Below are 25,108 nucleotides of genomic sequence, written 5' to 3'. Positions count from 1 at the left end.
GCCGTCACGACCGTCACCAGCCCGAGGCGGTGTAGACGACGGCGGTGGCGGACTCCTCGCCCCAGGCGAGCTCCCGCAGCAGCGCCGCGGTCCCCTCCTCCGGGTCGATGAGCCGGATGCCGCGGCGGGCGTACTCCCGGGCCAGCTCGGCCCCGATCATGCCGCTGTGACCGGCCGAGGGCGCCCAGGGGCCCCAGTGCACGGTCACCGCGCGTCGTCCGGTGCGGGCGGCGAAGGCCGCGCCGAGGGTCTCCAGCGCGTCGTTGGCGGCCGCGTAGTCCACCTGGCCGCGATTGCCCAGGACGGCCGAGATCGAGCCGAACAGCACGGTGAACGCGGGCGGTGCGGGCAGTTCCTCCAATGCGGTGAGCAGGGCGTCGGCGCCGGTCGCCTTGGTCGCGTAGACGCGTCGGAAGGACTCCGTGCTCTTCTCGGCGATGAGCCGGTCCTCGATCACCCCGGCCGCGTGCACCACGCCGTCGAGCCGGCCGTGCTCGGCATGGATCTCCTTCACCGCCTGCAGTACCGCGTCCGGCTCGCGGAAGTCGACCGACCGGTAGCGGGCCCGGCCGCCCGATGCGGTGATCTCGGTCAGGGTGGACGTGATCTCCCGCTGGGCGAGCAGCAGTTCGGCGGAGCGGTTGATCTCGGCCGGCTTCATTCCGCCGCGGGCGGCGAGCGCGGCGCGCAGCTCGGCCGGGGTACGCGCGGACGCGGTGTCCGGGGCCTCCGGACCGTCCGGGGCGGGCGTACGGCCGAGGAGTTCCAGGCGGCAGCGGGCGGCGCCGGCGAGCACGGCGGCGAACTGTGCGGTGATACCTCGTGCCCCTCCTGCCAGCAGTACCACCGAGTCCTGGTCCAGGCCGAGGGCGGTGGCTTCCGGGGCGCCCGCCCCGGCCGGTCCGGCGCCCGTGCTGCCGAGCACGCCGAGCGGCGCCGCCACCAGTTCGAAGCCGTGCCGGCCTGCCGCCGTCCGCAGCACGACCGGTGTCCGGTCCGACGCGACGGTCTCGGCGATCACGGCGTCCGCGAGCGCGGGCGGTGCGGAGTCGGCGACCTCGACGATCCGGGCCACCGTCCGTGGAAACTCGTGCGCCGCGGTCCGGAACAGGCCCCGCAGCCCAGCGGTCCGGGGGTCGGGCGCCTCGCCGTCGGCGGGCCGGACGGCCAGCAGCCAGCGCGGGGCGCGTGCCAGGGCGGCCTTCAGCACGGGGAACGAGGCGGGCAGCAGGGGCGTGTCGTCGGTGCCCGCGAGCGCCCCTGACCACAGCACGCCGTCCACCGGGCCGTCGGTCTCCGTCAGTACGTGGTCCTGCGCCCGAGCGGAGACTTCGGCGCCGTGGGACGCCAGGCGGGCGGCGACCTCGGGGGTGTCGCCGAGCAGGATCCAGCGGGTGCCCGCGAGAACGGACGACGGGTCGGTGCCGGCGTCGTCCCGCTCGTCGAGGAGGACCGGGCGCAGGAGGTGCCGTCCGGGCGGCTCGACGGTGATCCCGTCCGGTCCGGGTTCCACCGCCGCGTCCGGTCCGGGCTCCACCGCCGCCGGGGCGCCGGTCCGCTCGGCCGGTCCGCTCATCCGGGCGGTCAGCCAGTCGGTCACCGCGGCGGCCGTCCGCGCCTTCGCCAGCTCCTCCAGCGCGTCGTCGTCCAGCGCGGCGAGGTCGGTACCGGCCCCGGCACCCAGGCGCCGGGCCAGTTCGCCCGCGATCTCCGCCCGCTTGATGGAGTCGATGCTGAGGTCCGCCTCCAGGTCGAGGTCGGGCTCGATCATGTCCACGGGATAGCCGGTGCGCTCGCTGATGATCTCCAGCACGAGCCGCTGGACATCGGCCGCCCCGGCGTGCTGCGCGGCCGCCGGCTCCATGGCGGTGGACGGTGCGTCCCGCTCCGGGTCCTTCATCGGCGGCTGCGCCGGGGCGAGTTGCGGCACGGCCTGGATCACCTGCGGGGCCGTCGGGGACGGGGCGGGCCGCGCGCCCGGGGCGGATCCGAGGTAGGTGAGCAGCACGTCCCGTTGGGCGGCGATCATCTCGCGGCTGGTGCGCAGGAATTCGGAGATGAGGGTGTCCTGGTCGGACGGTGCGCCGTGCGGGGAGTTCGTCGTCACAGTCGTCTCCAGGGTCTGTGTGACTCGTCGGGCCGGTGCGAGCGCACCGGTGAGGAGGGCGCCGTCGGCGGTGCGGACCAGTTGTCCGTCGACCGTCCATCCGGGGACCTTCGGCGCCGGGGTCCGTGCCGCGTCCACCGCGTTCCGGCCGCGCAGCAGCCACCCGGCGCGCACCGGCAGCCCCGCGACGGCGAGCTCGGCCAGGGCGTCGAGCCAGCCGCGCAGGCCGCTGCCCGGCCGTGGTTCGCAGGCCACCGTGCGGTGCGGGCGGTCGCCGAGGATCTGCCCGACCAGCCGGGTCAGGACCGAGCCGGGGCCGGCTTCGACGAAGATGCGTGCCCCGGCCTCGTACATCGCCTCGATCTGCTCGGCGAAGGCGACCGGGGCACCGATCTGGGCGGCGAGTCCGGCCCGCACCGCGTCACCGTCGGCGGCGTACGGGGTGGCCGTGCGGTTGGACCACACCGGGAATTCGGGCGCGTGCACCGGCCGGGCCGCGAGCGCCTCGGCGAACCGGTCACAGGCGGCGGCGACCAGCGGGCTGTGGAAGGCGCAGGCCACGGGGATGCGCTTGGCACCGTGGCCGGCCTCGCGCAGCAGCCGGACGGCCTCGGTGACGGCCTCCGTCGGTCCCGAGATCACCGTCTGGCCGGGCGAGTTGCGGTTGGCGACGACAACACTGTCCGGGGCGGACGCCGCCCTGAGCGCCTGCGCCACGTCCTCGGCGCCGGCCGAGACCGCGGCCATGGTGCCGGGATCTTCCCCGTCTCCCTGGGCGGACCGCGCGGCCCGAAGGATCGCCGCGGCTCGCTCCGTACTCAGTTCCAGCAGCGTCTCGGGGGTCATCGCGCCGGCCGCGCACAGGGCCACCAGCTCGCCGTAGCTGTGTCCGGCGGCCATGTCCGGCTGCACGCCGGCCGCGGTGAGCACGGCGTGCGCGGCGAGTCCCGTGACGCCGAGGGCGGGCTGTGCCACGCGGGTGTCGGTCAGCGCGGCCCGCTGCCTCTCTCGTACGGTGTCGTCGAAGGCTGCGGGCGGATACAGGGTGTCGGCGTGGGCGCGGGCGAGTTCCAGATAGGGGCGCAGCTCGGGGAAGGCGACGAACAGGTCGGCCAGCATGCCGGTGCGCTGGCTGCCCTGGCCGGGGAAGAGGAAGGCCACCTTGGCGCCGTCCGGGTCGCCGGTGCCGGCCCGGTGGATGCCGCGTGCCGGGGTGTGCGCGGTGGGATCGGCCAGGATCTGCCGCACCTTCTCGACCAGGTCGTCCACGTCCGTCGCCACGATGGCGACCCGGGCCGGGTCCCCGCTCGCGTCCGCCCGCCGGGCCGCGCTCAGCGCGACGTCCTGTAGCCGCCACGGCCGGCCCTGGGGCTGGGCGATGGTGAGGAGCTCCTCCATCGCCCGGCGGGTCGCGGCCTCGTCCCGGCCGCGGAACACGAACAGTTCGGCGGGCCAGACGTCCAGTCCCCGCACGGGCGGTACGCCGCCGGCGTGGGCGGCCAGCACCACGTGGAAGTTGGTCCCGCCGAAGCCGAACGCGCTCACTCCGGCGATCCGTTCCTGCGCGGGCGCCGCCCATGGCCGGGCCTCGGTGTGGAAGGCGAAGGGGCTGCTGTCCGCTTCCCAGGCCGGGTTGGGATCGTCGACGTGCAGGGTGGGCGGCCGGACGCCGGTGTACAGGGCCAGCAGCGTTTTGATCATTCCGGCGAGACCGGCGGCGCACTTGGTGTGGCCGATCTGCGACTTCACCGAGCCGAGTGCGCAGCCGCCCGGTTCCGCCCCGGACTCGGTGAACACCTCGCTGAGGATGCGCAGTTCGGTGCGGTCACCGACGACCGTCCCGGTGCCGTGCGCCTCGACGAGACCGACGTCCGCCGGTGAGACGCCGGCGTTGCGATAGGCGCGTTCCAGCGCCGAGCGCTGGCCCTCGGGCCCGGGCGCGGTCAGACCGAGCGCGCGGCCGTCGCTGGAGGAGCCCAGGCCCTTGACGACGCCGTAGATCCGGTCGCCGTCCCGCTCGGCGTCGGCGAGCCGCTTGAGGACGACGCAGGCTATGCCCTCGCCGAGCGCGATGCCGTCCGCCGAGCCGTCGAAGGCACGTGAGCGGCCGGTGGGGGACAGGGCGTGCACGGAGGAGAACAGGACGTAGTCGTTGATGCCGTTGTGCAGGTCGGCGCCGCCGCACAGCACCACGTCGGAGGTGCCGCCGGTCAGCTCCTTGCAGGCGACGTCCACCGCTGCCAGTGACGAGGCGCAGGCGGCGTCGACGGTGTAGTTGGCACCGCCGAGATCGAGCCGGTTGGCGATCCTGCCCGAGATGACGTTGGCGAGCATGCCGGGGAAGGAGTCCTCGGTGAGTCCGGGGAGCTGGTCGTCCAGGCCAGCGGGGACGCGGCCGTAGTACGAGGGCAGCACCGCCCGCAGCGTGGCCGCGTTCGACAGATCGCTGCCCGCCTCGGCGCCGAACACCACGGAAGTGCGGGAGCGGTCGAACTCCCGTCCCCCGTCGCCGTATCCGGCGTCCTCCAGAGCCCGCCGGGCGGCCTCCAGGGACAGCAGCTGCACCGGCTCGGTGCTGCCGAGCGACGTCGGCGGGATGCCGTAGCGCAGCGGGTCGAAGGGGATGCGCGGCAGGAAGCCGCCCCACTTCGACGGGGTGGACTCGCCATGGTGGACGGCCGGGTCCCAGCGCTCGGGCGGGACCTCGCTCACCGCGTCCACTCCGGCGACCACATTCGCCCAGAAGGCAGGCAGGTCGGGCGCCTCGGGGAACATGCACGCCATCCCGACGACGGCGACGTCGAGCGGAGCGGGCGCGGCCTGCTCCCGCGCCTCGCGCGCCGGGGCGTACTGCGCCGTCCGCAGGGCGAGGTGCTCGGCGGCGCCCGTGGTGACCTGCTCGTGCAGTGCTGCGACGGTCGTGGTCGCCGAGCGCAGCACGGCCACCTCACCGGCCATGAACATCCCCTCGGCGAGCTGGCGCCGCTCGTCGACCGGAGCGAGGCAGCCGTCGGCTGACCGGTCGACGCCCTTGCTGGCGATCCGCAGCCGGCCGACGTTGAGCCTCTCCAGCTCCTCCCAGATCCGCCGGTCCGGCACGCCCTCGGCGCGCAGCCGGGCCTCCTGGTCGCGGTAGCCGGTGGTGAACGGACTCGGCACACACCGTGTCGCGTGCCCCGGCGCCGACTCCAGCAGCGTGGTGCGCTCGGCCTCCAGGACCTGCTGCTGGAAGAGCGGCCGGACCGCCCCGTGGGCAACGGCCTCCTCGGTGAACAGATACGCGGTGCCCATCAGTACACCGACGGCCACGCCACGCGCGGTCAGCGGCTCGGCCAGTGCGGCGACCATCGCCGCCGACCGCTCGTCGTGCACGCCGCCCGCGAAGAACACTTCCAGGTCTGTGGCCTCGTGACTCTCCAGGAAGTCCTCCAGGACGGCCAGTTGGGCCTCCCAGAGCGCGAAACTGCCGCGCGGCCCCACATGCCCGCCGCACTCCGAGCCCTCGAACACGAACCGGCGCGCCCCGGCCTGGAGGAACTGCCGCAACAACCCCGGTGAGGGCACGTGCAGAAAGGTCCGGATGCCGTCCTGCTCCAGGGCCTGTGCCTGGGACGGCCGGCCACCGGCGATGATCGCGTGAGTCGGCCGCACCTCCCGTACGGCCTCCAGCTGGGCCGTACGCACGTCCTCCGGCGCGAAGCCGAGGACTCCCACGCCCCAGGGCCGGCCGGCCGCCGCGTCCCGGGTCTCGGTCAGCATCGTCCGCGTCCGCGTGCCGTCCGCCAGCGCCAGGGCGAGGAAGGGCAGTGCCCCGTCCGCTGCCACCGCCGCGGCGAAAGCGGGTCCGTCGCTCACCCTTGTCATCGGCCCCTGTGCGACGGGGAGCCGGGTGCCGAGTGCCAGGCTCATCGGAGACCCGGGCCGCAGCGCCCGTGCTGCCGTGTCGTCCCGGACGGCGCCCAGCACGGCTTCCCGCAGCGCGCGCACCGTGCGGCGCACATCGCCCCACCGCTCCGCGAACAAGGTGGCGAGGAAGCCGTCCTGGCCCACCGGGAGCAGTTGGGTACGCGGATCCCGCCCGCCCAGCAGCGCCGCCACCTCCTGCGGTCCGGCACCCTCCGCGAGGCGCGGGGTGTCCGGGCCCCGCCGCAGCAGGACACGGTGGCCGGCCCGGACGACGGTCTCCGAGCCGTCGCTGGTGCGCAGCACTGCGGCGACCGGTTCGGGCAGCGCCGACTCGGCGAGCAGCGCGAGTTGGCCGTCGAGGACGACGCCTGCCGCTCCGCCGGCCACCGCGGCGGCGGCCGTTCGAGGGCCGATGCCGCCGCACGCCCATACGGGCCGGTTCACCTCGGGTGCGGCGAGGAGTCGCTGGAGCAGGACGAAGGTGCTCAACTCACCGATCCGGCCGCCGCATTCGGTGCCGCGAGCGATCAGTCCGTGCGCCCCGGCGCGTAACGCGTCGCGTGCTTCTTCCAGGCCGGTGACCTCGACGAGGACGCGAAACCGCGCCGTGAGCCCGGCGATCGTCCAGGCCGTGCCCGCCTCCCCGGACGCCGCCGCGGCCGCGAGGACCACGGTGTGCGGACCGTCCGGAGCCAGGTCGGCCGGAGTGAGCCGGCAGTGCGCGTCGACCCGGACGCCGAACCCGCCCGAAGCCGTGCGCCGCAGTCGGGCGAGGGCCTCGCGGGCTCTGCGGTCGCCGGCCCCGAGATCGAGCACACCGAGACCGCCGGCCCGGCCGACCGCCAGGGTGAGCCCGGCATCGGGCTCACCGTACGGAGTGATACCGATGATCATTTCTTCGGAACGCACAGCGGAGTTCATCATTCTCCGAATCAAGGGTGAGACTGCACGGTGGGGGGTCCTGTACAGAAACAGACATGGCGGCTCACCGGCTTCCTGCAGGGAAAAGCCCACCGCGGAACGCCGATATGAAGCGTGTGTTCGAAGCGGATTGAAAGGTAGTGGCGTGGTTACTCACCGGTCAAGGTGCGAGTGAACGATCGGCAACCGTCTTTTTCGACCCCGTCGCTCGCGAGCGGAAGGCATGGCCGCAGGAGAACGGCTGAATTCGTTCCCGACCAGGCATCGTTCACCTGGACTGTTGCAACTTCCTTTACTCTGCGGCCAGTTGGGGATTGGCTGGTTGGGGTGCACAACAGATCGGGAACGGGATCGGCGCTTGTTCCGGGGCCGCCGATGAGGCGCCCCGGACCGGTCGACGGGTGCCCCCACCGACCGGTCGGCGGTCAAAACGACAGGCTCACGCAAATATGCCCGCGGAAATCGTCTGCCCGCGACGAAGAACCTCAAAGTGCCGTCCTCGGCCCGGAAGCCCGCGTTCTTCCAGGGGTGCGGAAAGAGGCACCTGACCTGGCAAAGGCGCGGCCGTCATTCCTCACCCGCGCTTGTTGAGGATGTCGTTGATCCGTGCCCCTTCCTCGGGGGTGATCCGCCCGTGCGGCAGTTCGATGCCGAGGGTGTCCGCCAGTGGCCGCTGATGGATGTCGACGGCGGCCTCCACGAGGTCGGCGAGCGCGGCACCCGACGAGCGGCCTCGCACCTGCCCGACGGCCAGCGCGACCAGGCCGACCAGCAACGCGGGCCACCAGAAGGCGCCCAGCAGCAGGTAGAGCATCCCCCACGCGGTGACTTCCGTGGCCGCCCGGTAGCGGGTGGTCGCGTCGCGGATCTCGGCGGTCGCGGTGTCGGGAAGCAGCAGCCACAGCCGTGGCCAGGCGAGGGCCACGGCCAGGCCGTACTGGGCGTCGACGCGCTGGTCGACGAGCCGGAAGCGGTCACCGATGGCAGTGGCACGCGCGGGCAGGTAGCGCGCCGGCACGGTGTGCCCGCGCCGGGCCTGCGCGCCCTGGGCCCTGCGCCGCCGCCGGGCCACCCATCGGGCGGGACGGCGGGCGACCCACGCCCGCCGTACGCCCGCGGCAGCCCCCTGTACGGCCAGTCCGGCAGCCGTCGCGCCGAGCAGTGCCCCCGCCACCGCGAGCAGCACGGCCGCAGGCCGGCCCGCCAGCCGCTGCCCGAGCCCGCGTACCGTGTCCTCCAGGCGCCCCGTGTCCAGCGCGTGCGGATGCCCGAGCCACCAGCCGCACATCGCGGCGGCCACGAACAATGCGCCGGGAAGCACCAGCGCGCTGAGCCAGCGGTCGGCGAGCTTGCGGCCGACCTCCGTGAGGAGGCTGTTCACAGCGACCTGAAGACCATCGGCGCCTCGTCGATGACGCAGCGCGGCTCGCGGCCGTCCTCGTCCGCGCCGGCTCGGCGTCCGCACCGGCCGCGCGGACAGCGGTAGGTGCCGCGTACGGTGACGGCGTCGAGCCCGAAGACGTCCAGGGACCCGGGGTGGCCGTCCGGCGGGCGGCCGGCGGACTTGTCGGGGTCCGGTACCGGCTCGTATCCCAGGAGCCGGCTCACTTCCGCCGCCGGGCGGCCGTCCCTGACCGCGGCGACGGCGCGGTCGAGCCGTTCGAGCGCGTGGTCGTCGTCGGCCGCCGCGTCCTGGAGCTCCGGCAGGGCGGCGCACAGCCAGGCGGCTGCGGCCCGGTCGTCCGGGGTCGGCGTCAACACGCACCTCCTGGGTCGGCTTCGTCGGCATGCGACTTGTCTGCTCGATTACCGTATCGGTCAACAGGTGTGCGGCGAGCATGGGTTGGGGGTGGCAACGTGCCGGACCAGGAACTTGCCGCGGCCGTGCGAGCCGTGACCGCGCTGGCCGAGCGGTTCGAGCGGCACCGGGACCGTGACGCGGTGCTGGGCCTCGGCGTGCTACCGGCGGCCGCGCCCCTGTGGCGCGCGGGGATGTCACCGCAAGGCACCTCCTTCGAGGCGATGCACGCACTGGCACGCCTGCACTGGGCACGGTGCCTGGCCCAGAGCCCGTCCGAGGGACCTGACGAGTTGTACGCGTCGCTGCTCCTCTACTCCCGGATCTGCAACCTGGACCGTGGAGTCGTGCCCGACGAGGTGATGGACCTGCTGTCCCGCGGTCCGACCGTCGACCACCGGTTCCTCGGGCCCGAGCAATGGGGCCGGCACGCCATCGCGCTGCTCAGGACGCAGCGGTACACGGACGACCCGGACGAACTCGACCGGGCCGTGGACCTCTTCACCGCCACCGTCACGGCGTATCCGCCCGAGCACCGCTTCTGGCCGGGCGACATGGCCAATCTCGCGCTGGCGCTGCGGATGCGGTTCGAGCGACGCCGCGACGGCACCGACCTGGAGCGCGCGGTGACGACGGCCCGCACCGCCCTGCGGGAAGGCCCGGCCGGCAGTGGACTCGCCAACCTGCTGAACAACTTGAGCGGCGCACTGTCGGTCCGTGCCGGGGAGACGGGAAACCCGGTGGACGCGACGGAGGCGGTCCAGCTGAGCACCCAGGCGCTGCGCGGCGCCACGTCGTCCGAGCTGCGGCGCGTCTGCGGGAGCGGCCTGGTCGTCGCGCTCGCGACGCGCTTCGAGCTCACGGGCGACGTGGCCGATGTGGACCGCGCGGTGCGGCATGCCCGGACCGTGGTGGCGGCCTCACCCGACACCGACCCGGCGAACACGCAGGACCGGACCAATCTCGGCAACGCGCTGCTCACACAGTTCGAAGCCACACGACGCCCCGGGCTCCTGCGCGAGGCCGTCGCGGCGATGACCGCCGCGGTGAAGACCGCGGGACCCGAGCACGTCAACAGGCCGCTGGCGCTGTCGGGTCTGAGCAGGGTGCTGCACGCCCGCTACCTGCTCAGTGGCGACGTCCAGGACCTCGACGACGCGGTGTCCGCGATCGAGAACGCGCTGCGGGTGGAGCGTGAACGGAGCCGGCCCCGTCCGCAGAGCTTCAACACCCACGGAATCGTGCTCCGTGCGCTCGCGGACGCGACCGGGGAACGCGTCCATCTCGACGCGGCCGTGGACGCGCACCGCGCGGCGCTGCGCCTGACGACGCCGGAGCACCCCCAGCGCGCGATGTACGCCTCCAACCTGGGCAACGTACTCCTGTACCGGCATGAGGGCGGCCCCGATCCGCTTCCCGTCAGCTTCGGCACCATCCACCTGGGCTCCGGACGCAGGCCGCGGCTGCCACGGGAGATCGAGGAGGGCCTGAGCTCGCTGGTTCGCGAGTCCGCCGGCGACGACTCGGCGGACCTGGCGGAGGCGGCACGAGCCCACCGGCTGGCTGTCCGGGCCACCGGGCAGCACCGGCCGCAGCGGGCCGGCTACCTCAACAACTGGGGCAACAGCGCCCATGCCCGCTTCCGGGCCACCCGGCAGCGCGCGGACGGCGAGGAGGCCGTCGCCCTGTTCCGGCAGGCGCGCGAGGCCACACCGCCGTACGACCCCGTGCACACGCTCGCCACCCTCAACCTCGCCGCCGCTCTGCTGGACCTGGGCGACGAGCACACGGAAGAGGCGTTGACGCTGTGGTGCGAGGTGGCCGGCGAGCGGTCCGCGCCGCAGTCGTCCCGGATCGAGGCGGCCGCGTCCTGGGGCAGGGTCGCGGCCGGGCACGGGCAGTGGCGCACCGCGCTGGACGGCTACGCGGCGGCGATCGAACTCCTGCCGTCGCTCGCCTCGCCCGGGGTGGACCGCGAGGTGCGCGAGCAACGGCTGGCACGGTGGAGCGGTCTGGCCGCAGAGGCCGCGAGCTGCGCGATCGCCGCCGGTGACACCGGGCGTGCGCTGGAACTGCTGGAGCAGGGCCGGGGCGTGCTGTGGTCCCAACTCCTCGACACCCGTGGAGACATGGACCTGTTGCGGGCCACTGCCCCGGACATCGCGGACCGGCTCGCCGAGGTGGAGGCCGCGCTCGACACCTCGCGCGGTCCGCAGGACGTCCACGAGCCCGAGGCCGACGGTGAGGCGCGCTGGTGGGCGCGGGCCGCCAACCAGCGGCTGGTGTGGGCCGCCGAGCAGGAGGACCTTCTCGCCCGCGCGAGGGAGCTGCCGGGTCTCGCGGACTTCCGCCGGCCCGCGACTGCGGCCCGGCTGCGGCGGGCCGCTGCCGACGGGCCGGTGGTCCTGGTCGTCGTCAGCCGTTGGGGTGCCGATGCCCTGGTGGTCGGCCGGGCGGCCACCACGGTCGTCCCGCTGCCGGACCTCGACCTCGTCGGCACGGTGGAGCGGGTCGTGCGCTACGTGATGGCGCTGGAGCGGTACGAGAGCGGGCGGCGGAACGCCACCGCACGGGTCTCGCTGAACCTCATGGTGACCGGCATCCTCGACTGGCTGTGGGGTGCCGTCGCCGAGCCGGTGCTGACGGCGCTCGGGCACACCGCTGCGCCCGCACCCGGCGAGGCGTGGCCCCGGCTGTGGTGGTGTCCGGCCGGACCGCTGGCCCTGCTGCCGTTGCACGCCGCTGCCCGTGCGGCACCGGACGAGTTCAGCCCGGAGCCCCGGACGGCCGGCGACGCCGTGGTCGACCGGGTGGTGTCGTCGTACACCCCGACGTTGCGCGCGCTGATCGAGAGCCGGGCCGCCCGCTCCCCCGCCGACCTGCCGGCCCGGCTGCTTGCCGTCGGCATGCCGGACACCCCGGGTCTCGAACCGCTGCCCCAGGTGGACGGCGAACTGGCGGCGCTGCGCGGGCTGTTCCCCGCCATGACGGAACTGCGCGGCGCGGCGGCGACCCGGCAGGCCGTGCGCGAGGCGCTGCGCGGCCACCCCTGGACCCATCTGAGCTGCCACGGCGGCCAGGATCTGGCTCGCCCCTCGCGCGGCGGGATCACGCTGTTCGACGGGACGCTGACCATCGCCGATCTGCACGCCGACCGTTTCGGGCAGGGCGAGTTCGCCTTCCTCTCGGCCTGTCGCACGGCCATGGGCGGCGTCACGGTTCCCGACGAGGCGATCACCATGGCGAGCGCGCTGCAGTACGCGGGCTGGCGGCACGTCATCGGCACGTTGTGGCCGGTGGGCGCGGACACGGCGGCCCGGCTGTGCACCCGGCTGTACGGAGATCTCACGGACGCGGGCGGCTTCGACCCCGGTTCGACGGCGTACGCCCTGCACTGCGCCGTACGGGAGTTGCGGGCCGAGGACCCCCAACAGCCGGTGCGATGGGCGGCGTTCTCACACTTCGGTGCGTGAGAAGGGGTGCGATGGGGTGAAACGCAATACATTGCTGGAACGAACTCATCGAGGAGGCGCCGAGCACATGGCCGTGTCAAATTCGTCGCCGGAGCTGCCCCCGGACGTCACGCGTCGGATGGATCTCGCCCTCGACCTGAGCGACGGGGGCCTGCACCAGCAGGCGGAGCCCGAACTGCGCGCGCTCCTGGCCGACTTCGAGCGCCTGCTGGGCCCGACGCACGACGAGACCATCGCCCTCTACGACGCCCTCGGCCACACGCTCTACCAGTTGGAACGCCTCCCGGAGGCGGAGGCGATGCACCGCGAGGCGCTGTCCCGCAGCCGCCGCGCGCACGGCCCCGACCACCCCGCCACGCTCGCGTACGCCCACAACCTCGGCGCCGCCCTGAGCATGGCGGGACACACCGAGGAGGGCATCGGCCTCCTCACCGACACGGCCGGGCGCCGCGACCGGCTGCTCGGGCCCGACCACCCGGAAACGCTTCAGACGGGCGCCACGCTCGGTTCGATCCTCTACTCGGCAGGCCGGCGCGCGGAGGGCCTGACCGTTCTGGAGGGCGTCCACGTACGGTGTCTGGCCGTCCTCGGTGCCGACGACGATCTGACCATGGCGGTCCGCAGCGACCTGGTCGCCGCGCTCCACGCCTCCGGCCGTCGGCAGGAGGCGGCGACGATGCTGGCCGGCCTGCTCAGGACCTACGAGCAGGTGTTCGGACCGAACGACGTCCTGATGCTGCGGACACGGCAGCGGCTGGCGGCGATGGGCTGGATGATCAGGTGAACGGGACCGATGTCGCGACGGGACCGACGGCGCGGCGGTCTCGAAGGTTCGCGCGACGCCGGGACCCCGGCAGGGAGAGGTCCTTGCCGGGGTCCTGACGTGAACTGCGGGGTTCTTGCCAAGGGCTGTCCCGTAATCCCTGGTGGATCAGCGTGCGGCGTCGGACGCGGTGCATCGCAAGGCGGAGGGACGCCCGAATACTGGATGTATTCGGGCGTTCCGACAACGCGGCGAGGTGCCGTGGCCGTCGTCGCGCGCCCGCCAGGGATTACAGGACAGCCCTTAGCGGTTCGCGTACCTGTCGAGCTCCGCCAGGAAGCGGTCGCGGACCGCCGGGGCCGCCCAGGAGATGTCGATCGCGTTGCGCTGGAGGCGGACCAGGTCGGCGTCCGTGAGGGAGGCCGGGGCCGGGCGCAGCGCGGCCAGGTTCTCGGCGACGTAGCCGGGGAAGTAGGCCGGGTCGTCGGAGTTGACCGTGACCTTGACGTCCTGGTCGAGCAGGGCGCGGATCTCGGCGGCCTTCAGACCGTCCGTGACGTGCGAGTTGGAGATCGGGCAGACCGTGAGGCCGAGGCCCTTCTCACGGATGGCGGCGATCAGCGCCGGCTCCTCCAGGGCGTTGACGCCGTGGTCGATGCGGTCGACGCCGATCTCCTCGATGACCTGACGGATGTGCTCGGTGGAGTTCTTCTGGTCCACGTCGCAGTGCATCGTCAGGCGGTAGCCCTCGGCGCGGGCCCGCGCGAACACCTCGCGGAACTTGACCGGCGGGTTGCCCGCCTCGTCCGAGTCGAGGCCGACGCCCACGATCCAGTCCTTGTACGGCAGGGACTGCACCAGGGTCGTCATCGCGAACTCGGCCTGGAAGTCGCGCAGGAAGCACATGACGAGCCGGCCGGTGAAGCCGGTCGCGCGCTCCGCGTCGTCCAGGGCGCGGGTCAGTCCGCGGATCACGGTGTCGAACGCGACGCCGCGCGCGGTGTGCGCCTGCGGGTCGAAGAAGATCTCCGCGTACCGCACGTTCTGCGAGTGGGCCTTGGCCGCGTAGGCCGCCGCGAGGTCGTAGAAGTCCTGCTCGGTACGGAGGACGGACATGCCCTCGTAGTAGACGGCGAGGAAGCCGGGCAGGTCGTCGAAGTCGTACGCGGCCCGCAGCGCGGCCTCGTCGGCGTACGGCAGCTCGACACCGTTGCGCTCGGCGAGCGCGAACTTGAGGCCGGGCTCAAGCGTGCCCTCGATGTGCAGGTGCAGCTCGCACTTGGGCAGTCCGGCGATGAACGTGTCGACGTTCACAGTCATGGTGCTCCTCAACTCCTGTGTGCGGTACGTCAGTTGACGGAAGGGGCGGCGGCCGGGTCGAGGATGTCGACGACGTCCTGCGAGTGGTAGTTGACGACGCCGAGGTCGGTGACGGCGTACTCGGGGATCGCGGTGATCTCCAGGAAGATCAGGAAGCCGAACGCGGAGGGCAGCTCGCAGCCGAGCACGCGGGCGGCGGCCTCCAGCCGGTCCTCGGCGGCGGCCATCTCCTCGGGCGCGAGGTCGGCGACGATGCCGGCCACGGGCAGCGGCAGGAATTCCTTGATCTCGCCGTTCTCGACGACGACCTGGCCGCCGCCGTGCTCGGAGAGGTGGTTGATCGCGAGCGCGATGTCGGTTCGGTCGGCGCCGACGCAGATGATGTTGTTGTCGTCGGGCGCGGCGGAGGAGGCGATGGCGCCGGAGCGCAGGCCGAAGCCGTTGATCATCGCGGTGACGGTGGCGCCGTCGTTCTTGCCGTAGCGCTCGGAGACCGTGACGTAGAGGGCGTCGCGGTCGGTGTCGGCGCGGACCGTGCCGTCGACGACGGGCAGCGTCATCGGCACGCCCTTGCGGACGAACGGAACGGTGCGGTCCATCTCGACGACCAGCACGTCCGCGCTGTCGCCCGCGGCGCGCACACCGATGGTGTCGGCGGTGACGGGGGCGACCTGGAAGGCCGGGGACAGCGCGGCGGAACGCTCGGGGGCCACGGGGACGTCGAGCGTACGGCCGTTCTCGGCGACCAGCTCGCCGCGTGCGAAGACCCGCTCGACCCGGAAGGACTCGGGAGAGTCGACGATGAGCACGTCGGCGTAGCGGCCGGGCGTGATCGAGCCGACGAGGTGGTCGATGCGGTACATCTCGGCGCAGTTGACGGTGGCCATCTGGATCGCCTCGACCGGCTTCACACCCGCCTTGATCGCCATGCGGACCAGCTTGTCGAGGTGGCCCTCGCGCAGGATGTCGGCGACGTGCATGTCGTCGGTGCAGAAGCCGACGCGGCGGGACTGGGCGCCGAACTCGGTGACGGTGCGCACGTTCTCGTTCATGAAGTGCGCGACGGACGACTCGCGGATCAGCAGCGACATGCCGGCCCGCAGCTTGAGGAGGGCCTCCTCGGCGGTGTAGCTCTCGTGGTCGAGGCGGACACCGGCGGCGGACAGGGCGTTGATGGTCGTGGGGGCGGCCATCGGGGCGCAGCCGAAGATCGGCAGGCGGTTGCGGTGGGCGAGTTCGAGGGCCTGGAGGACCTTCTCGTCGCGGTTGAGGACGAACTCGGCGACGGTCTCCCACACGCCGAAGCAGTCCGCCGCGCCCTGCACCTCGGCGTGGTCCTCGGGCCCGAAGCGGAAACCGACGGTGGTCTCGGGGAGCGTGTACGGCGTCTTGAACGGCGCGCCCCAGAAGATCTTCATCGGCGACGCGTCGGCCTCGCGCAGCGCCTCCCGGACGCCCTCCGGACCGGCGACGACGAGGAACTGGTCGAGGCCGGAGATCACCGAGGTGGTGCCGAAGCGGACGGCGGCGTCGGCGAACATCGTCACCGACAGCTTGGAGCACTCCAGGTGGAGATGGCCGTCGATGAGGCCCGGGGTGAGGTACTTGCCGGTCGCGTCGACGATCTCGGTGTCCGGGCCCTCGTACGCGGCGACGTCGCCGGTGGCGGCGATGCGGTCGCCGGTGATGGCGACGTCGGCCGGGTAGATCTCGCCGGTGCAGACGTTGACGAGCTGCCCGCCGCGGATGATCCGGTCGGCCTTGACGACTCCCTCACCGGCGTCGATGAGCTGGCGGAGGCTGGGCTGGTTCATGGTGGTTCGGCTCCAGAAGAGGACGTACGTGGATGAGGGAGTCGGGGCGGTTCAGAGGGTGGCGGTCAGCTCGGCCTCGGCGCGCACGGTGCGGCGGGCCAGCAGCCAGTAGGTGACACCGGCGACGAGGGCGCCCGCGAAGACGGACAGGTCCAGGCCACCGGCGGCGTCGGACAGCGGTCCGGTGAAGACGGTCGAGTCGACCCAGAGCACGGCGGCCGCGAAGCCGAGCAGGACGGCGATCAGACCGGCGGGGCGGACGCCGCCCTTGTGCCAGTAGATGCCCTCGCTGCCGCTCTCCTTCGGGAAGAGGGACGGCACGTGGTAGCGGCCGCGGCGCAGCGCCCAGTCGGTGAGGTAGACGGCGGCCCAGGGGCCGAGCCACAGCACGATGAGGCTGAGGAAGTTCGAGAGCAGCGTGTAGAAGTCGGCTGAGAAGACGGCCCACAGGGTGATGGCCGTGCACAGCGTGAGGTCGACGAAGACGACCATCCAGCGCTTGATCGGGATGCCGACGGCGAGCAGGTTCAGGCCCGAGGAGTACATGTCCGTGGTGTTCACGGCGAGCAGCGAGACGATCGCGAGCAGCAGGTACGGGGTGGTGAACCAGCCGGGCAGGATCTCCGGCAGGCCCGAGATCGGGTCGGCGGCCTTCGTGGTCGCGGTGGCGACGGCGGCGCCGAGGACCTGGAGCAGGATGTTGGGCACCATGCCGCCGAGCGCGGCGCAGGCGAAGACCTTGCGGGGCGCGGAGTCGGCGGGCAGATAGCGCGAGTAGTCGCTGCCCATGTCGGCCCAGGACAGGCCGCCGGACGCGGTGACCATGGCGAGCACGAGGGAGACCGTCACGAGGGACGGCGCGTCGCCGTGGGTGGCGAAGTCGGCCTTGGGGAAGACGAGGACGGCCATGACGGCGAACATCGCGGCGAAGATCCAGGCGAAGTACTTCTGGACCTTCATGATCAGGTGGTATCCGGACAGCGGCAGCAGCATCTGGAGCCCGGCGGCGACCGCGATGACCAGCAGTTTCACGGGCGTGCCGGCGGTGACGCCGGCCTGGTCGAGCAGGGCGAGCCCGGCGAGCACGATCAGCACCATGCCGCCGGCCTCGAAGCCGACGAGCATGACCCAGCTGAGCAGCGCGGGCAGCTTGCCGCCGCGCGGGCCGAACGCGGCGCGCGAGACGGAGTGGGTGGAGGTGCCGGTGCGCGGGCCCTGCAGGCTGGTGAGGCCGGTGACGGCGAAGCCAAGGATGTTGCCGACGACGATGAGCGCGACCGCGTACCAGAAGGACAGGCCGAAGGAGACGACGAGCGCTCCGTAGACCACGGTGAACACGGTGGTGTTGGTGCCGGCCCACAGCCCGAACAGGCGGCTCGGGCCGCCCTGGCGTTCGGCGTCGGGGACGGCGTCGATGCCGCGCTGCTCGACCGTGAAGACGGAGGCGGAGCCCTCCGGGGCCTTCGGGGGGTCGGCGGGCGCGGCGGGTTCGGGGGATGCGGGCGGGGCGGAGCGGGTGGCCTCGGCCATGGTCGGCAGGCGTCCTTTGCGGGGTGAGCGGAGTGCCTAAACGTTTTGGCATCGGGCCGGGCGTCATTGCCCAAACGTTTTGGCGATGGTCCGGAAGGTACTGCCTAAACGTTTTGGCAGTCAATCTGTAAGCTCATGACCATGTCAGACGTCACAGAGCCGCACGGGTCGCACGGACCGCACGGAGCCGACCGGAAGCCGGGCCGACGGAGTGCGGGCGGCGGTGGTGGCCTGCGCGAGGTCGCCCGCCGGGCCGGTGTCTCCGTCACCACCGCCTCGCACGCGCTCAACGGCGTCGGCCGGGTCGGCGCCGAGACCCGCGAACGTGTCCTCGCTGTCGCCCGCGACCTCGGCTACCGCGCCAATCCCAACGCCCGCGGCCTGCGCGGCGCCCGCACCGGGCTCCTCGGCATCACGCACCGCACCTCCATCGAGGGCGGCATCACCGACATCGAGTACTTCGTCAAGATCGTCAACGCGGCGACCTGGACCGCGCTGGACCGCGACTACTCCCTCGTCCTCGTCCCGCCCTCGCTCGACGGCCGCCCCTTCGATTCGCTCCCGCTCGACGGCACGATCGTCATCGACCCGCTCACCGACGACCCGCTGCTCACGCGCCTGTCCGCGATGGGCGTCCCCGTCGTCACCACCGGCCGCGACCTGTCCCGCAAGGACGCCTTCCCCTGGGTGGACAACGAACTCTCCACCTGCGCCCTGGCCGCCCTGGACCACCTGGCGGCGACCGGCGCCCAGCGCGTCGGCCTCCTCACCGGCTCGACCGGCCAGTCCTACGACGAGGACGCGGCCCGCGCCTACCGCGACTGGTGCGCGCGCACGGACCGTCCGGTGCTGCTCGACCACGCCGAGCCGGGCACCGACTCGACGGCCGCCGCCCGCCGCCTGCTCACCCGCCCCGACCGGCCCGACGCGCTCTACGTCGTGATGGAGAAGTTCGGCTTCGCGACGCTCGCCGTCTGTCGCGAACTGGGCCTGTCCGTCCCGGAGGACGTCCAGATCGTGGTGGGCGCCGACGGCGAGTTCGCCCGCAGCTCCCGCCCCGCGCTGACCGCCCTGGACCTCGCCCCCGAATCCATCGGCCGCCAGGCCGCCGAACTCCTCATGAACGTCATCGGCAACCCCCCGGAGCCCGGCGCGGCCCCCGAACACCGCCTGGTCCCTGCGAAGTTGCTGGAACGGGAGTCGACGCGGGGACGGCGAGCGGGTGCCGGGCGGCCGTAGCCTCCACGGCGCGCGCCCGCCGGCCTCCGCGACAGGTCAGCCGGAGACCTCGGCCGGCTCCGCTGCCCCCGTGGTCGTGGCCGCAGGGGCGTCGGCCGGGGCATCACCGACTGCGGGCCGGTGCCGCCCGCGGCGGAGCGCAAGGAGGTAGACCACCGTGAGGAGGGCCAGCCAGACCACGCCGACGACGAGCGCCACGCGGGTGCTCTCGTGGACGCCGAGCAGGACCAGCACCGCCGTCATGAAGACGAGGGTGATGATCTGGCCGTAGGGCCAGAACGGGGCCGGGAACTTCAGGGCCGCGGACTCCTCCGGGGACATCGAGCTGCGGGCCTTGATGTGGGTGAGCGTGATCATCACCCAGACGAAGACCGTCGCGAACGTGGCGATGGAGGCGATGATCAGGAAGATCTCGCCGGGGACGACCGCGTTCATCACGACGCCGAGGAGCAGGGCGCCGATCATGACGAGAGTGGTCACCCAGGGCACGCCGTTGCGGGTCGTGCGGCACATGGCGGCGGGGCCGTGGCCGCGCTCGGCGAGGCCGTACATCGTGCGGCCCGCGGCGAAGATGTCGCTGTTGATGGCGGACAGGGCGGCGGTGAGGACCACGACGTTGAGGACGGCGGCCGCGGACTTGAGGCCCACTCCGGCGAAGATCTGCACGAAGGGGCTGCCCGAGTCGCTGATCTGCTGCCACGGGGTGATCGACATGATCACGGCGAGGGTCAGGACGTAGAAGAGGATGATGCGCAGCGGGATGGAGTTCACCGCGCCCGGGATGGTCTTCTCCGGGGACTGCGCCTCGCCGGCCGTGACGCCGATGATCTCGGTGCCGCCGAAGGCGAACATGACGATGGCGAAGGAGATGACGAAGCCGTCGATGCCACCCGCGAAGAAGCCGCCGTTGCTCCACAGGTTGGACAGGCCGACGTCGGCGTGGCCGCTGCCCAGGCCGAAGGCGATCACCGCGATGCCGACGACGATCATCGCGACGATGGCGACGATCTTCACGAGGGACAGCCAGAACTCCAGCTCGCCGAAGACCTTGACGCTGACGAGGTTGAGCGCGCCCACGATGAGGACGGCGGCCAGGACCCAGATCCAGCGCGGGACTCCGGGGAACCAGAAGCCCATGTAGACGCCGATGGCCGTGACGTCGGCGACGGCCACGATGACCATCTCGAAGGCGTACGTCCAGCCGGTGAGGAAGCCGGCGAGCGGCCCGAGGTGCCGGTTCGCGTACTCGCCGAAGGAGCCGGCACAGGGGGAGGCCACGGCCATCTCGCCGAGGGACCTCAGGACGAGGAAGACGGCGGCGCCGCCGATCAGGTAGGCGAGCAGGACGGCGGGGCCGCCCGCCTGGATGGACGCGGAGGAGCCGTAGAAGAGCCCGGTGCCGATCGCGGAGCCGAGCGCGATGAAGCGGATGTGCCGTGAGTTGAGCCCGCGGCTCAGGCCGGCGTTTTCGGTGCGCAAACGAGTGTCTCCCTCTTGGGGGGGGCGGGTGCCGCAGGAAAGTGCCGGAGGGCCTGGCAGAGCGATGCGCCTCGCGGCACCGGCCTGTCGTCAAGGCTCCCGACAGCGAACGAGCCTGTATATTCCTGTCTATACAGGTGTGCGTCAAGAGGTGATCCGATGAGTGAACACAAGCCGACGCCCGGCCCGGCGTCGAGCGCGTCCCCCGCGGTCGCGCGAGCCCTGGACATGCTCGTGTACCTCGCCGGCCGGCCCGGCCTCGTACAGGCCGCCACACTCGCCCGTGACCTGGGCATTCCGCGCTCGTCCGCGTACCACATCCTCACCGTGCTGACCGACCGCGGCTTCGTCACGTACGTACCGTCGGAACAGGCGTACGGGCTCGGTGTGTCCTCCTTCGAGGTGGGCTCGGCCTACCTGCGCCACGAGCCGCTGGAGCGGCTCGCCCGGCCGATCCTGCGCACGCTCGCGAGCCGCCTGGGCCAGACCGTGCACCTGGGGATCCTGCAGGGCGCGGAGACGGTCTACCTGCTCAAGGAGCGCCCCCCGGCCCGTGCCGGAGACGTCGACATCGCACTGGTGACGGATGTCGGCGTACGTCTGCCGGCCCATCTGACGGCCAATGGCCGCGCCATCCTCGCCCACACCTCGGCGGCGCAGCTGCGGGCGCTGTTCTCGCGGCCCGGTGATCTGACCACCCGCACCGGCCGCGGGCCGCGCTCGCTGCCGGAACTGACCGGCGAGCTGGCCCGGGAGCGGGAGCGCGGCTGGTCGCAGGAGGTGGAGCTGGTGTCGCAGGGCTTCTGCTCGTTGGGGGTGGCCGCATTCGACCACAACGAGCGGCCCGTCGCCGCGATCAGCACCACCTGGCGCCGCCACCACGGCCGGCACGACACCGAGGAGGTGCGCCGGGCCCTGGCGCTGGGTGCGGCGCGGCTGACCGCGGCGGTCTCGGGACACACACCGGCGGGCGCGGGGACGCAGGCCGTCGTCTGAAGGGCTGTCCCCCGAGTCCTGGCGGGCGTGCGACGACAGCCAGGGATCACGGGACGGCCCTCGGGGTCTGCCCGCCCTTGATCCGCCGGACGGGCCTGGCCGCCCGAGCCGTCTCAATGCATGGCGAACGCGCCTTCGAGGCGGTAGCGGGAACCCGGGTGGAGCAGGCGCGCGATGCTCACGAGGGCGTCCCGCGACCATGTGCGGCGCAGGATCAGCAGACATGGCTCGGACGGCCCGATGTCGAGGATCGCGCACTCCTCGGGCGAGGCCAGGACCGCCTCCACGATGTGCTCGCCGCGGCCGAGCGGCGCGACCTTCGACAGGAACGTGTACGGCGTCTGCAGCGTGAAGTCCTGGTCCAGATAGCCGGGGGCGAAGGCCGGGTTGACGTGGCGGTCCTCCAGCTGGAGCGGCACCCCGTCCTCGTAGTGCACCACCCTTGAGCGGAAGACCGGCTGCCCGGTGCCGAGACCGAGGTGCGCGCCGGTCCTGTCGTCGGCCTTCTCCTCGCCCAGGGAGAGCACCCGGGCGGCGTAGCGGTGGCCGCGGTGATGCACCTCGTCGGCGATGTTGTGGACCTCCAGGAGCGCGGAGCTGGCCTTGCGCTGGGCGACGAAGCTGCCGACGCCCATGACGCGCCGGATCACACCCTCGGTGGCGAGCTCGCGCAGGGCGCGGTTGACCGTCATGCGGGACAGACCGAGGGCGTCGACGAACTGGCTCTCCGAGGGCAGGGCGTCGTCCTCCTGCCAGTGGCCGTTCCTGATCTGCCGCTCGACGAGCTCCTTGACGCGCTGGTACGCGGGGACGGAACCGCCCGTGCCCTGCTCGTACCACCGGGCCAGCTCCGCCGGGTCCACGACCACGCCGCCCACCGTCCTCGCCATCCGCTCCCCCTGCCTGCTGCCTGTCACGAATCCTATGGGAGCGGTGCCATCGACGAACGGGCCGGTGGCCCCTTCCCGGGTAGGCGTCTCGGATCCGAGAAATGCGGGCGGCGCCGCTGGTCCCGGCTGCGCCCCTCGCGTGTCATGACGGTGCACAACGGCTCGATCCCCAAGAGGAGCACACATGACCAGCCCTTCCCACGAAGCGCCGGGCGTCGTCCGGGCCCCGCGCGGCACCGAACTGAACTGCCTCGGATGGCAGCAGGAAGGCGCCCTGCGGATGCTCATGAACAACCTCGACCCCGAGGTCGCCGAGCACCCCGAGGACCTCGTCGTCTACGGCGGTACCGGGAAGGCCGCCCGTAACCACGAGGCGTACGACGCGATCGTCCGCACGCTCAAGACCCTCAAGGACGACGAGACCCTCCTCGTGCAGTCCGGCAAGCCGGTCGGTGTGATGCGCACGAACGAGTGGGCGCCGCGCGTGCTGCTCGCCAACTCCAACCTGGTGGGCGACTGGGCCAACTGGGAGGAGTTCCGCAAGCTGGAGGCCGAGGGACTGACGATGTACGGCCAGATGACGGCCGGTTCGTGGATCTACATCGGCAGCCAGGGCATCCTGCAGGGCACGTACGAGACCTTCGGTGCCGTCGCCCGCAAGAAGTTCGACGGCACCCTGGCCGGCACGATCACCCTGACCGCCGGCATGGGCGGCATGGGTGGCGCCCAGCCGCTGGCCGTGACGATGAACGACGGTGTCGCGATCTGTGTCGACGTCGACGAGACGCGCATCGACCGCCGCATCGGCACCCGCTATCTCGACGTCAAGGCCGACAACCTCGACCATGCCCTCGAACTGGCCGTCCAGGCCCGCGACGAGCGCCGCGGCCTGTCCATCGGTGTCGTCGGCAACGCCGCCGAGATCTTCCCCGAGCTCCTTGAGCGGGACGCCCCGATCGACATCGTCACCGACCAGACCTCCGCCCACGACCCGCTGGCCTACCTGCCCGTCGGCGTCTCGGTCGAGGACTGGCACAAGGAGCGCGAGGCCGACCCGGCCGGCTTCACCGAGCGCGCCCGCAAGTCGATGGCCCTGCACGTCGAGGCCATGGTCGGCTTCCTCGACAAGGGCGCCGAGGTCTTCGACTACGGCAACTCGATCCGCGACGAGGCGCGCAAGGCGGGCTACGACCGGGCCTTCGACTTCCCCGGCTTCGTGCCGGCGCACATCCGGCCGCTGTTCGAGGAGGGCCTCGGCCCGTTCCGCTGGGCCGCGCTGTCCGGCGACCCGAAGGACATCGAGGCCACCGACAAGGCGATCAAGGAGCTGTTCCCGGAGAACAAGCACCTGCACCGCTGGCTCGACATGGCCGGCGAGCGCGTCTCGTTCGAGGGCCTGCCGGCCCGCATCTGCTGGCTCGGCTACGGCGAACGCCACCGCGCGGGCCTGAAGTTCAACGAGATGGTCGCCAGCGGCGAGCTGTCCGCGCCGGTCGCGATCGGCCGTGACCACCTGGACTCCGGTTCGGTGGCCTCCCCGTACCGCGAGACCGAGTCGATGCTCGACGGCTCCGACGCCATCGCCGACTGGCCCCTGCTCAACGCCCTGGTGAACACCTCTTCGGGTGCCTCCTGGGTGTCCATCCACCACGGCGGCGGTGTCGGCATGGGCCGCTCCATCCACGCCGGCCAGGTCTGCATCGCCGACGGGACCGAGCTCGCGGCCCGCAAGCTCGAACGTGTCCTGACGAACGACCCGGGCATGGGTGTCATCCGGCACGTCGACGCCGGTTACGAGTACGCCACCTCGGTCGCCAAGGAGCGCGGCGTGCGCATCCCGATGACGGAGGACGAGGGCGGCGCGGCGTGAGCACGTTCCAGGAGACCGCTCCCCCGGCCGCGGACGTCCCGGCCCGCCCCTGGTCGGGCCGGGACGACGGGCCCGGCGCGGAGCACCTGCGGTGGCACAAGGCCGTCGAGCTCGATCCGGAGCTGACGGAGCCGGGCGACATCGCGTTCGTCGGGTTCCGCAGCGACGAGGGCGTGCGCCGCAACAAGGGGCGGCAGGGTGCCGCACAGGGTCCTGACGCCCTGCGGCGGGCTCTGTCCTCGATGGCCCTGCCGAAGCCGCTGCGGGCGCTCGACGCCGGTGACGTGGAGGTCACCGGCGACGCGGACGACGCTCTGGAGGCCGGTCAGCAGCGGCTGGGCCGCGCGGTCGCACAGCTCGTCGACGCGGGCCACCCCGTGGTGGTACTCGGCGGCGGCCACGAGGTCGCGTTCGGCACGTACAGCGGTCTGGAGCAGACGCGGGCGCTGAAGGCCGGCGGGCGGCTCGGCGTGCTGAACCTCGACGCGCACTTCGATCTGCGCGACGACGTGCGGCCCAGCTCGGGCACGCCGTTCCTGCAGATGGCGCAGAGCGAGCGGCTCCACGGCCGTGACCTCAACTACTGGGTGCTGGGCATCAGCCAGGCCGCCAACACCGAGACGCTGTTCCGCACCGCGGAGTCGCTCGGGGTGCGGTACCTGCCGGACACCGAGTGCGGGCTGCTCGACCTGGCGCGGGTGGAGTCGTTCGTCGACGAGTTCCTCGCGAGCTGCGACCTCGTGCACCTGACGATCGACCTGGACGTGCTGCCGGCGGCGGTCGCTCCCGGGGTCAGCGCGCCCGCCGCCTACGGCGTGCCCATGGAGGTCGTCGAGCGGGTCTGCACACGGGTCGCGGGCAGCGGCAAACTCGTGGTCGTCGACGTCGCCGAGCTCAATCCGGAGTTCGACGTCGACCAGCGCACGGCAAGGGCCGGCGCCCGTCTGGTGCACCGGACGGCCACCACCTGGGCGTGACGCCCTCCCCCTGAACAGGCCGCCA

The 25,108-nt window shown here is 72.5% G+C and carries 14 protein-coding genes; 6 read left to right on the top strand and 8 right to left on the bottom strand.

Annotation, left to right across the window (positions count from 1 at the left end):
* Positions 1 to 13: 13 nt before the first annotated feature.
* The 3 genes from ACFYY1_RS27965 to ACFYY1_RS27955 form a co-directional block, all read right to left on the bottom strand.
* Complete coding sequence (locus ACFYY1_RS27965; RefSeq protein ID WP_388590744.1) at positions 14 to 6,934, bottom strand: SDR family oxidoreductase; 6,921 nt, start codon at positions 6,932 to 6,934, stop codon at positions 14 to 16.
* 574 nt (positions 6,935 to 7,508) lie between these two features.
* Entirely contained in the window at positions 7,509 to 8,315 is an 807-nt protein-coding gene (locus ACFYY1_RS27960) for a hypothetical protein (protein WP_388590532.1), read from the bottom strand.
* Positions 8,312 to 8,695, bottom strand: coding sequence for a hypothetical protein (locus ACFYY1_RS27955; protein WP_388590531.1), 384 nt, complete (start codon positions 8,693 to 8,695; stop codon positions 8,312 to 8,314). The genes ACFYY1_RS27960 and ACFYY1_RS27955 overlap by 4 nt, the downstream gene beginning before the upstream one ends.
* Positions 8,696 to 8,791: 96 nt before the next feature.
* Here ACFYY1_RS27955 and ACFYY1_RS27950 point away from each other — a divergent pair, with 96 nt between their 5' ends.
* Both ACFYY1_RS27950 and ACFYY1_RS27945 read left to right on the top strand, forming a co-directional pair.
* Complete coding sequence (locus ACFYY1_RS27950; RefSeq protein WP_388590529.1) at positions 8,792 to 12,205, top strand: CHAT domain-containing protein; 3,414 nt, start codon at positions 8,792 to 8,794, stop codon at positions 12,203 to 12,205.
* A gap of 67 nt (positions 12,206 to 12,272) precedes the next feature.
* Complete coding sequence (locus ACFYY1_RS27945) at positions 12,273 to 12,989, top strand: tetratricopeptide repeat protein (RefSeq protein WP_388590527.1); 717 nt, start codon at positions 12,273 to 12,275, stop codon at positions 12,987 to 12,989.
* 282 nt (positions 12,990 to 13,271) lie between these two features.
* On the opposite strand, the gene add is transcribed toward ACFYY1_RS27945, so the two are convergent.
* The 3 genes from add to ACFYY1_RS27930 are packed head-to-tail and all read right to left on the bottom strand — an operon-like array spanning position 13,272 to position 17,632.
* Complete coding sequence (add, locus tag ACFYY1_RS27940; RefSeq protein WP_388590526.1) at positions 13,272 to 14,288, bottom strand: adenosine deaminase; 1,017 nt, start codon at positions 14,286 to 14,288, stop codon at positions 13,272 to 13,274.
* Positions 14,289 to 14,317: 29 nt separating this feature from the next.
* Entirely contained in the window at positions 14,318 to 16,102 is a 1,785-nt protein-coding gene (locus tag ACFYY1_RS27935; RefSeq protein WP_388590524.1) for an adenine deaminase C-terminal domain-containing protein, read from the bottom strand.
* Positions 16,103 to 16,153: 51 nt separating this feature from the next.
* Positions 16,154 to 17,632 (bottom strand): purine-cytosine permease family protein, encoded by a 1,479-nt coding sequence (locus ACFYY1_RS27930; RefSeq protein WP_388590522.1) that lies wholly within the window; start codon positions 17,630 to 17,632, stop codon positions 16,154 to 16,156.
* 141 nt (positions 17,633 to 17,773) lie between these two features.
* Here ACFYY1_RS27930 and ACFYY1_RS27925 point away from each other — a divergent pair, with 141 nt between their 5' ends.
* Entirely contained in the window at positions 17,774 to 18,871 is a 1,098-nt protein-coding gene (locus tag ACFYY1_RS27925) for a LacI family DNA-binding transcriptional regulator (protein ID WP_388590520.1), read from the top strand.
* 36 nt (positions 18,872 to 18,907) lie between these two features.
* Here ACFYY1_RS27925 and ACFYY1_RS27920 read toward each other — a convergent pair whose 3' ends face one another.
* Positions 18,908 to 20,350, bottom strand: coding sequence for an amino acid permease (locus ACFYY1_RS27920; protein WP_388590519.1), 1,443 nt, complete (start codon positions 20,348 to 20,350; stop codon positions 18,908 to 18,910).
* 159 nt (positions 20,351 to 20,509) lie between these two features.
* On the opposite strand from ACFYY1_RS27920, the gene ACFYY1_RS27915 reads away from it, so the two are divergent.
* On the top strand, positions 20,510 to 21,346 hold the full coding sequence (locus ACFYY1_RS27915) for an IclR family transcriptional regulator (protein ID WP_388590517.1): 837 nt from the start codon (positions 20,510 to 20,512) through the stop codon (positions 21,344 to 21,346).
* A 113-nt stretch (positions 21,347 to 21,459) separates the two neighbouring features.
* Here the strand turns inward: ACFYY1_RS27915 and hutC are convergent, their stop codons facing one another.
* Complete coding sequence (hutC, locus tag ACFYY1_RS27910; RefSeq protein WP_388590515.1) at positions 21,460 to 22,263, bottom strand: histidine utilization repressor; 804 nt, start codon at positions 22,261 to 22,263, stop codon at positions 21,460 to 21,462.
* Positions 22,264 to 22,420: 157 nt separating this feature from the next.
* On the opposite strand from hutC, the gene hutU reads away from it, so the two are divergent.
* Positions 22,421 to 24,106 carry a urocanate hydratase gene (gene hutU / locus ACFYY1_RS27905; protein ID WP_388590513.1) on the top strand — a complete coding sequence of 562 codons (1,686 nt, stop codon included), beginning with the start codon at positions 22,421 to 22,423 and terminating at the stop codon, positions 24,104 to 24,106.
* The gene (gene hutG, locus ACFYY1_RS27900; RefSeq protein ID WP_388590511.1) at positions 24,103 to 25,083 is read left to right on the top strand and encodes a formimidoylglutamase; all 981 of its coding nucleotides are present in this window, start codon (positions 24,103 to 24,105) and stop codon (positions 25,081 to 25,083) included. The genes hutU and hutG overlap by 4 nt, the downstream gene beginning before the upstream one ends.
* Positions 25,084 to 25,108: the final 25 nt, after the last annotated feature.

The sequence above is a fragment of the Streptomyces sp. NPDC001890 genome (assembly GCF_042891445.1).
GTDB lineage: Bacteria > Actinomycetota > Actinomycetes > Streptomycetales > Streptomycetaceae > Streptomyces.
This window is presented reverse-complemented; position numbering and strand designations above follow the sequence as displayed.

Excerpts from the sequence above, each read along its gene's own strand:
- ACFYY1_RS27915 (WP_388590517.1), top strand. The coding sequence starts at position 20,510 with ATGAGTGAACACAAGCCGACGCCCGGCCCGGCGTCGAGCGCGTCCCCC.
- ACFYY1_RS27945 (WP_388590527.1), top strand. The coding sequence starts at position 12,273 with ATGGCCGTGTCAAATTCGTCGCCGGAGCTGCCCCCGGACGTCACGCGT.
- ACFYY1_RS27965 (WP_388590744.1), bottom strand. The coding sequence starts at position 6,934 with ATGAACTCCGCTGTGCGTTCCGAAGAAATGATCATCGGTATCACTCCG.
- ACFYY1_RS27935 (WP_388590524.1), bottom strand. The coding sequence starts at position 16,102 with ATGAACCAGCCCAGCCTCCGCCAGCTCATCGACGCCGGTGAGGGAGTC.
- ACFYY1_RS27925 (WP_388590520.1), top strand. The coding sequence starts at position 17,774 with ATGTCAGACGTCACAGAGCCGCACGGGTCGCACGGACCGCACGGAGCC.
- ACFYY1_RS27930 (WP_388590522.1), bottom strand. The coding sequence starts at position 17,632 with ATGGCCGAGGCCACCCGCTCCGCCCCGCCCGCATCCCCCGAACCCGCC.
- add (WP_388590526.1), bottom strand. The coding sequence starts at position 14,288 with ATGACTGTGAACGTCGACACGTTCATCGCCGGACTGCCCAAGTGCGAG.
- hutU (WP_388590513.1), top strand. The coding sequence starts at position 22,421 with ATGACCAGCCCTTCCCACGAAGCGCCGGGCGTCGTCCGGGCCCCGCGC.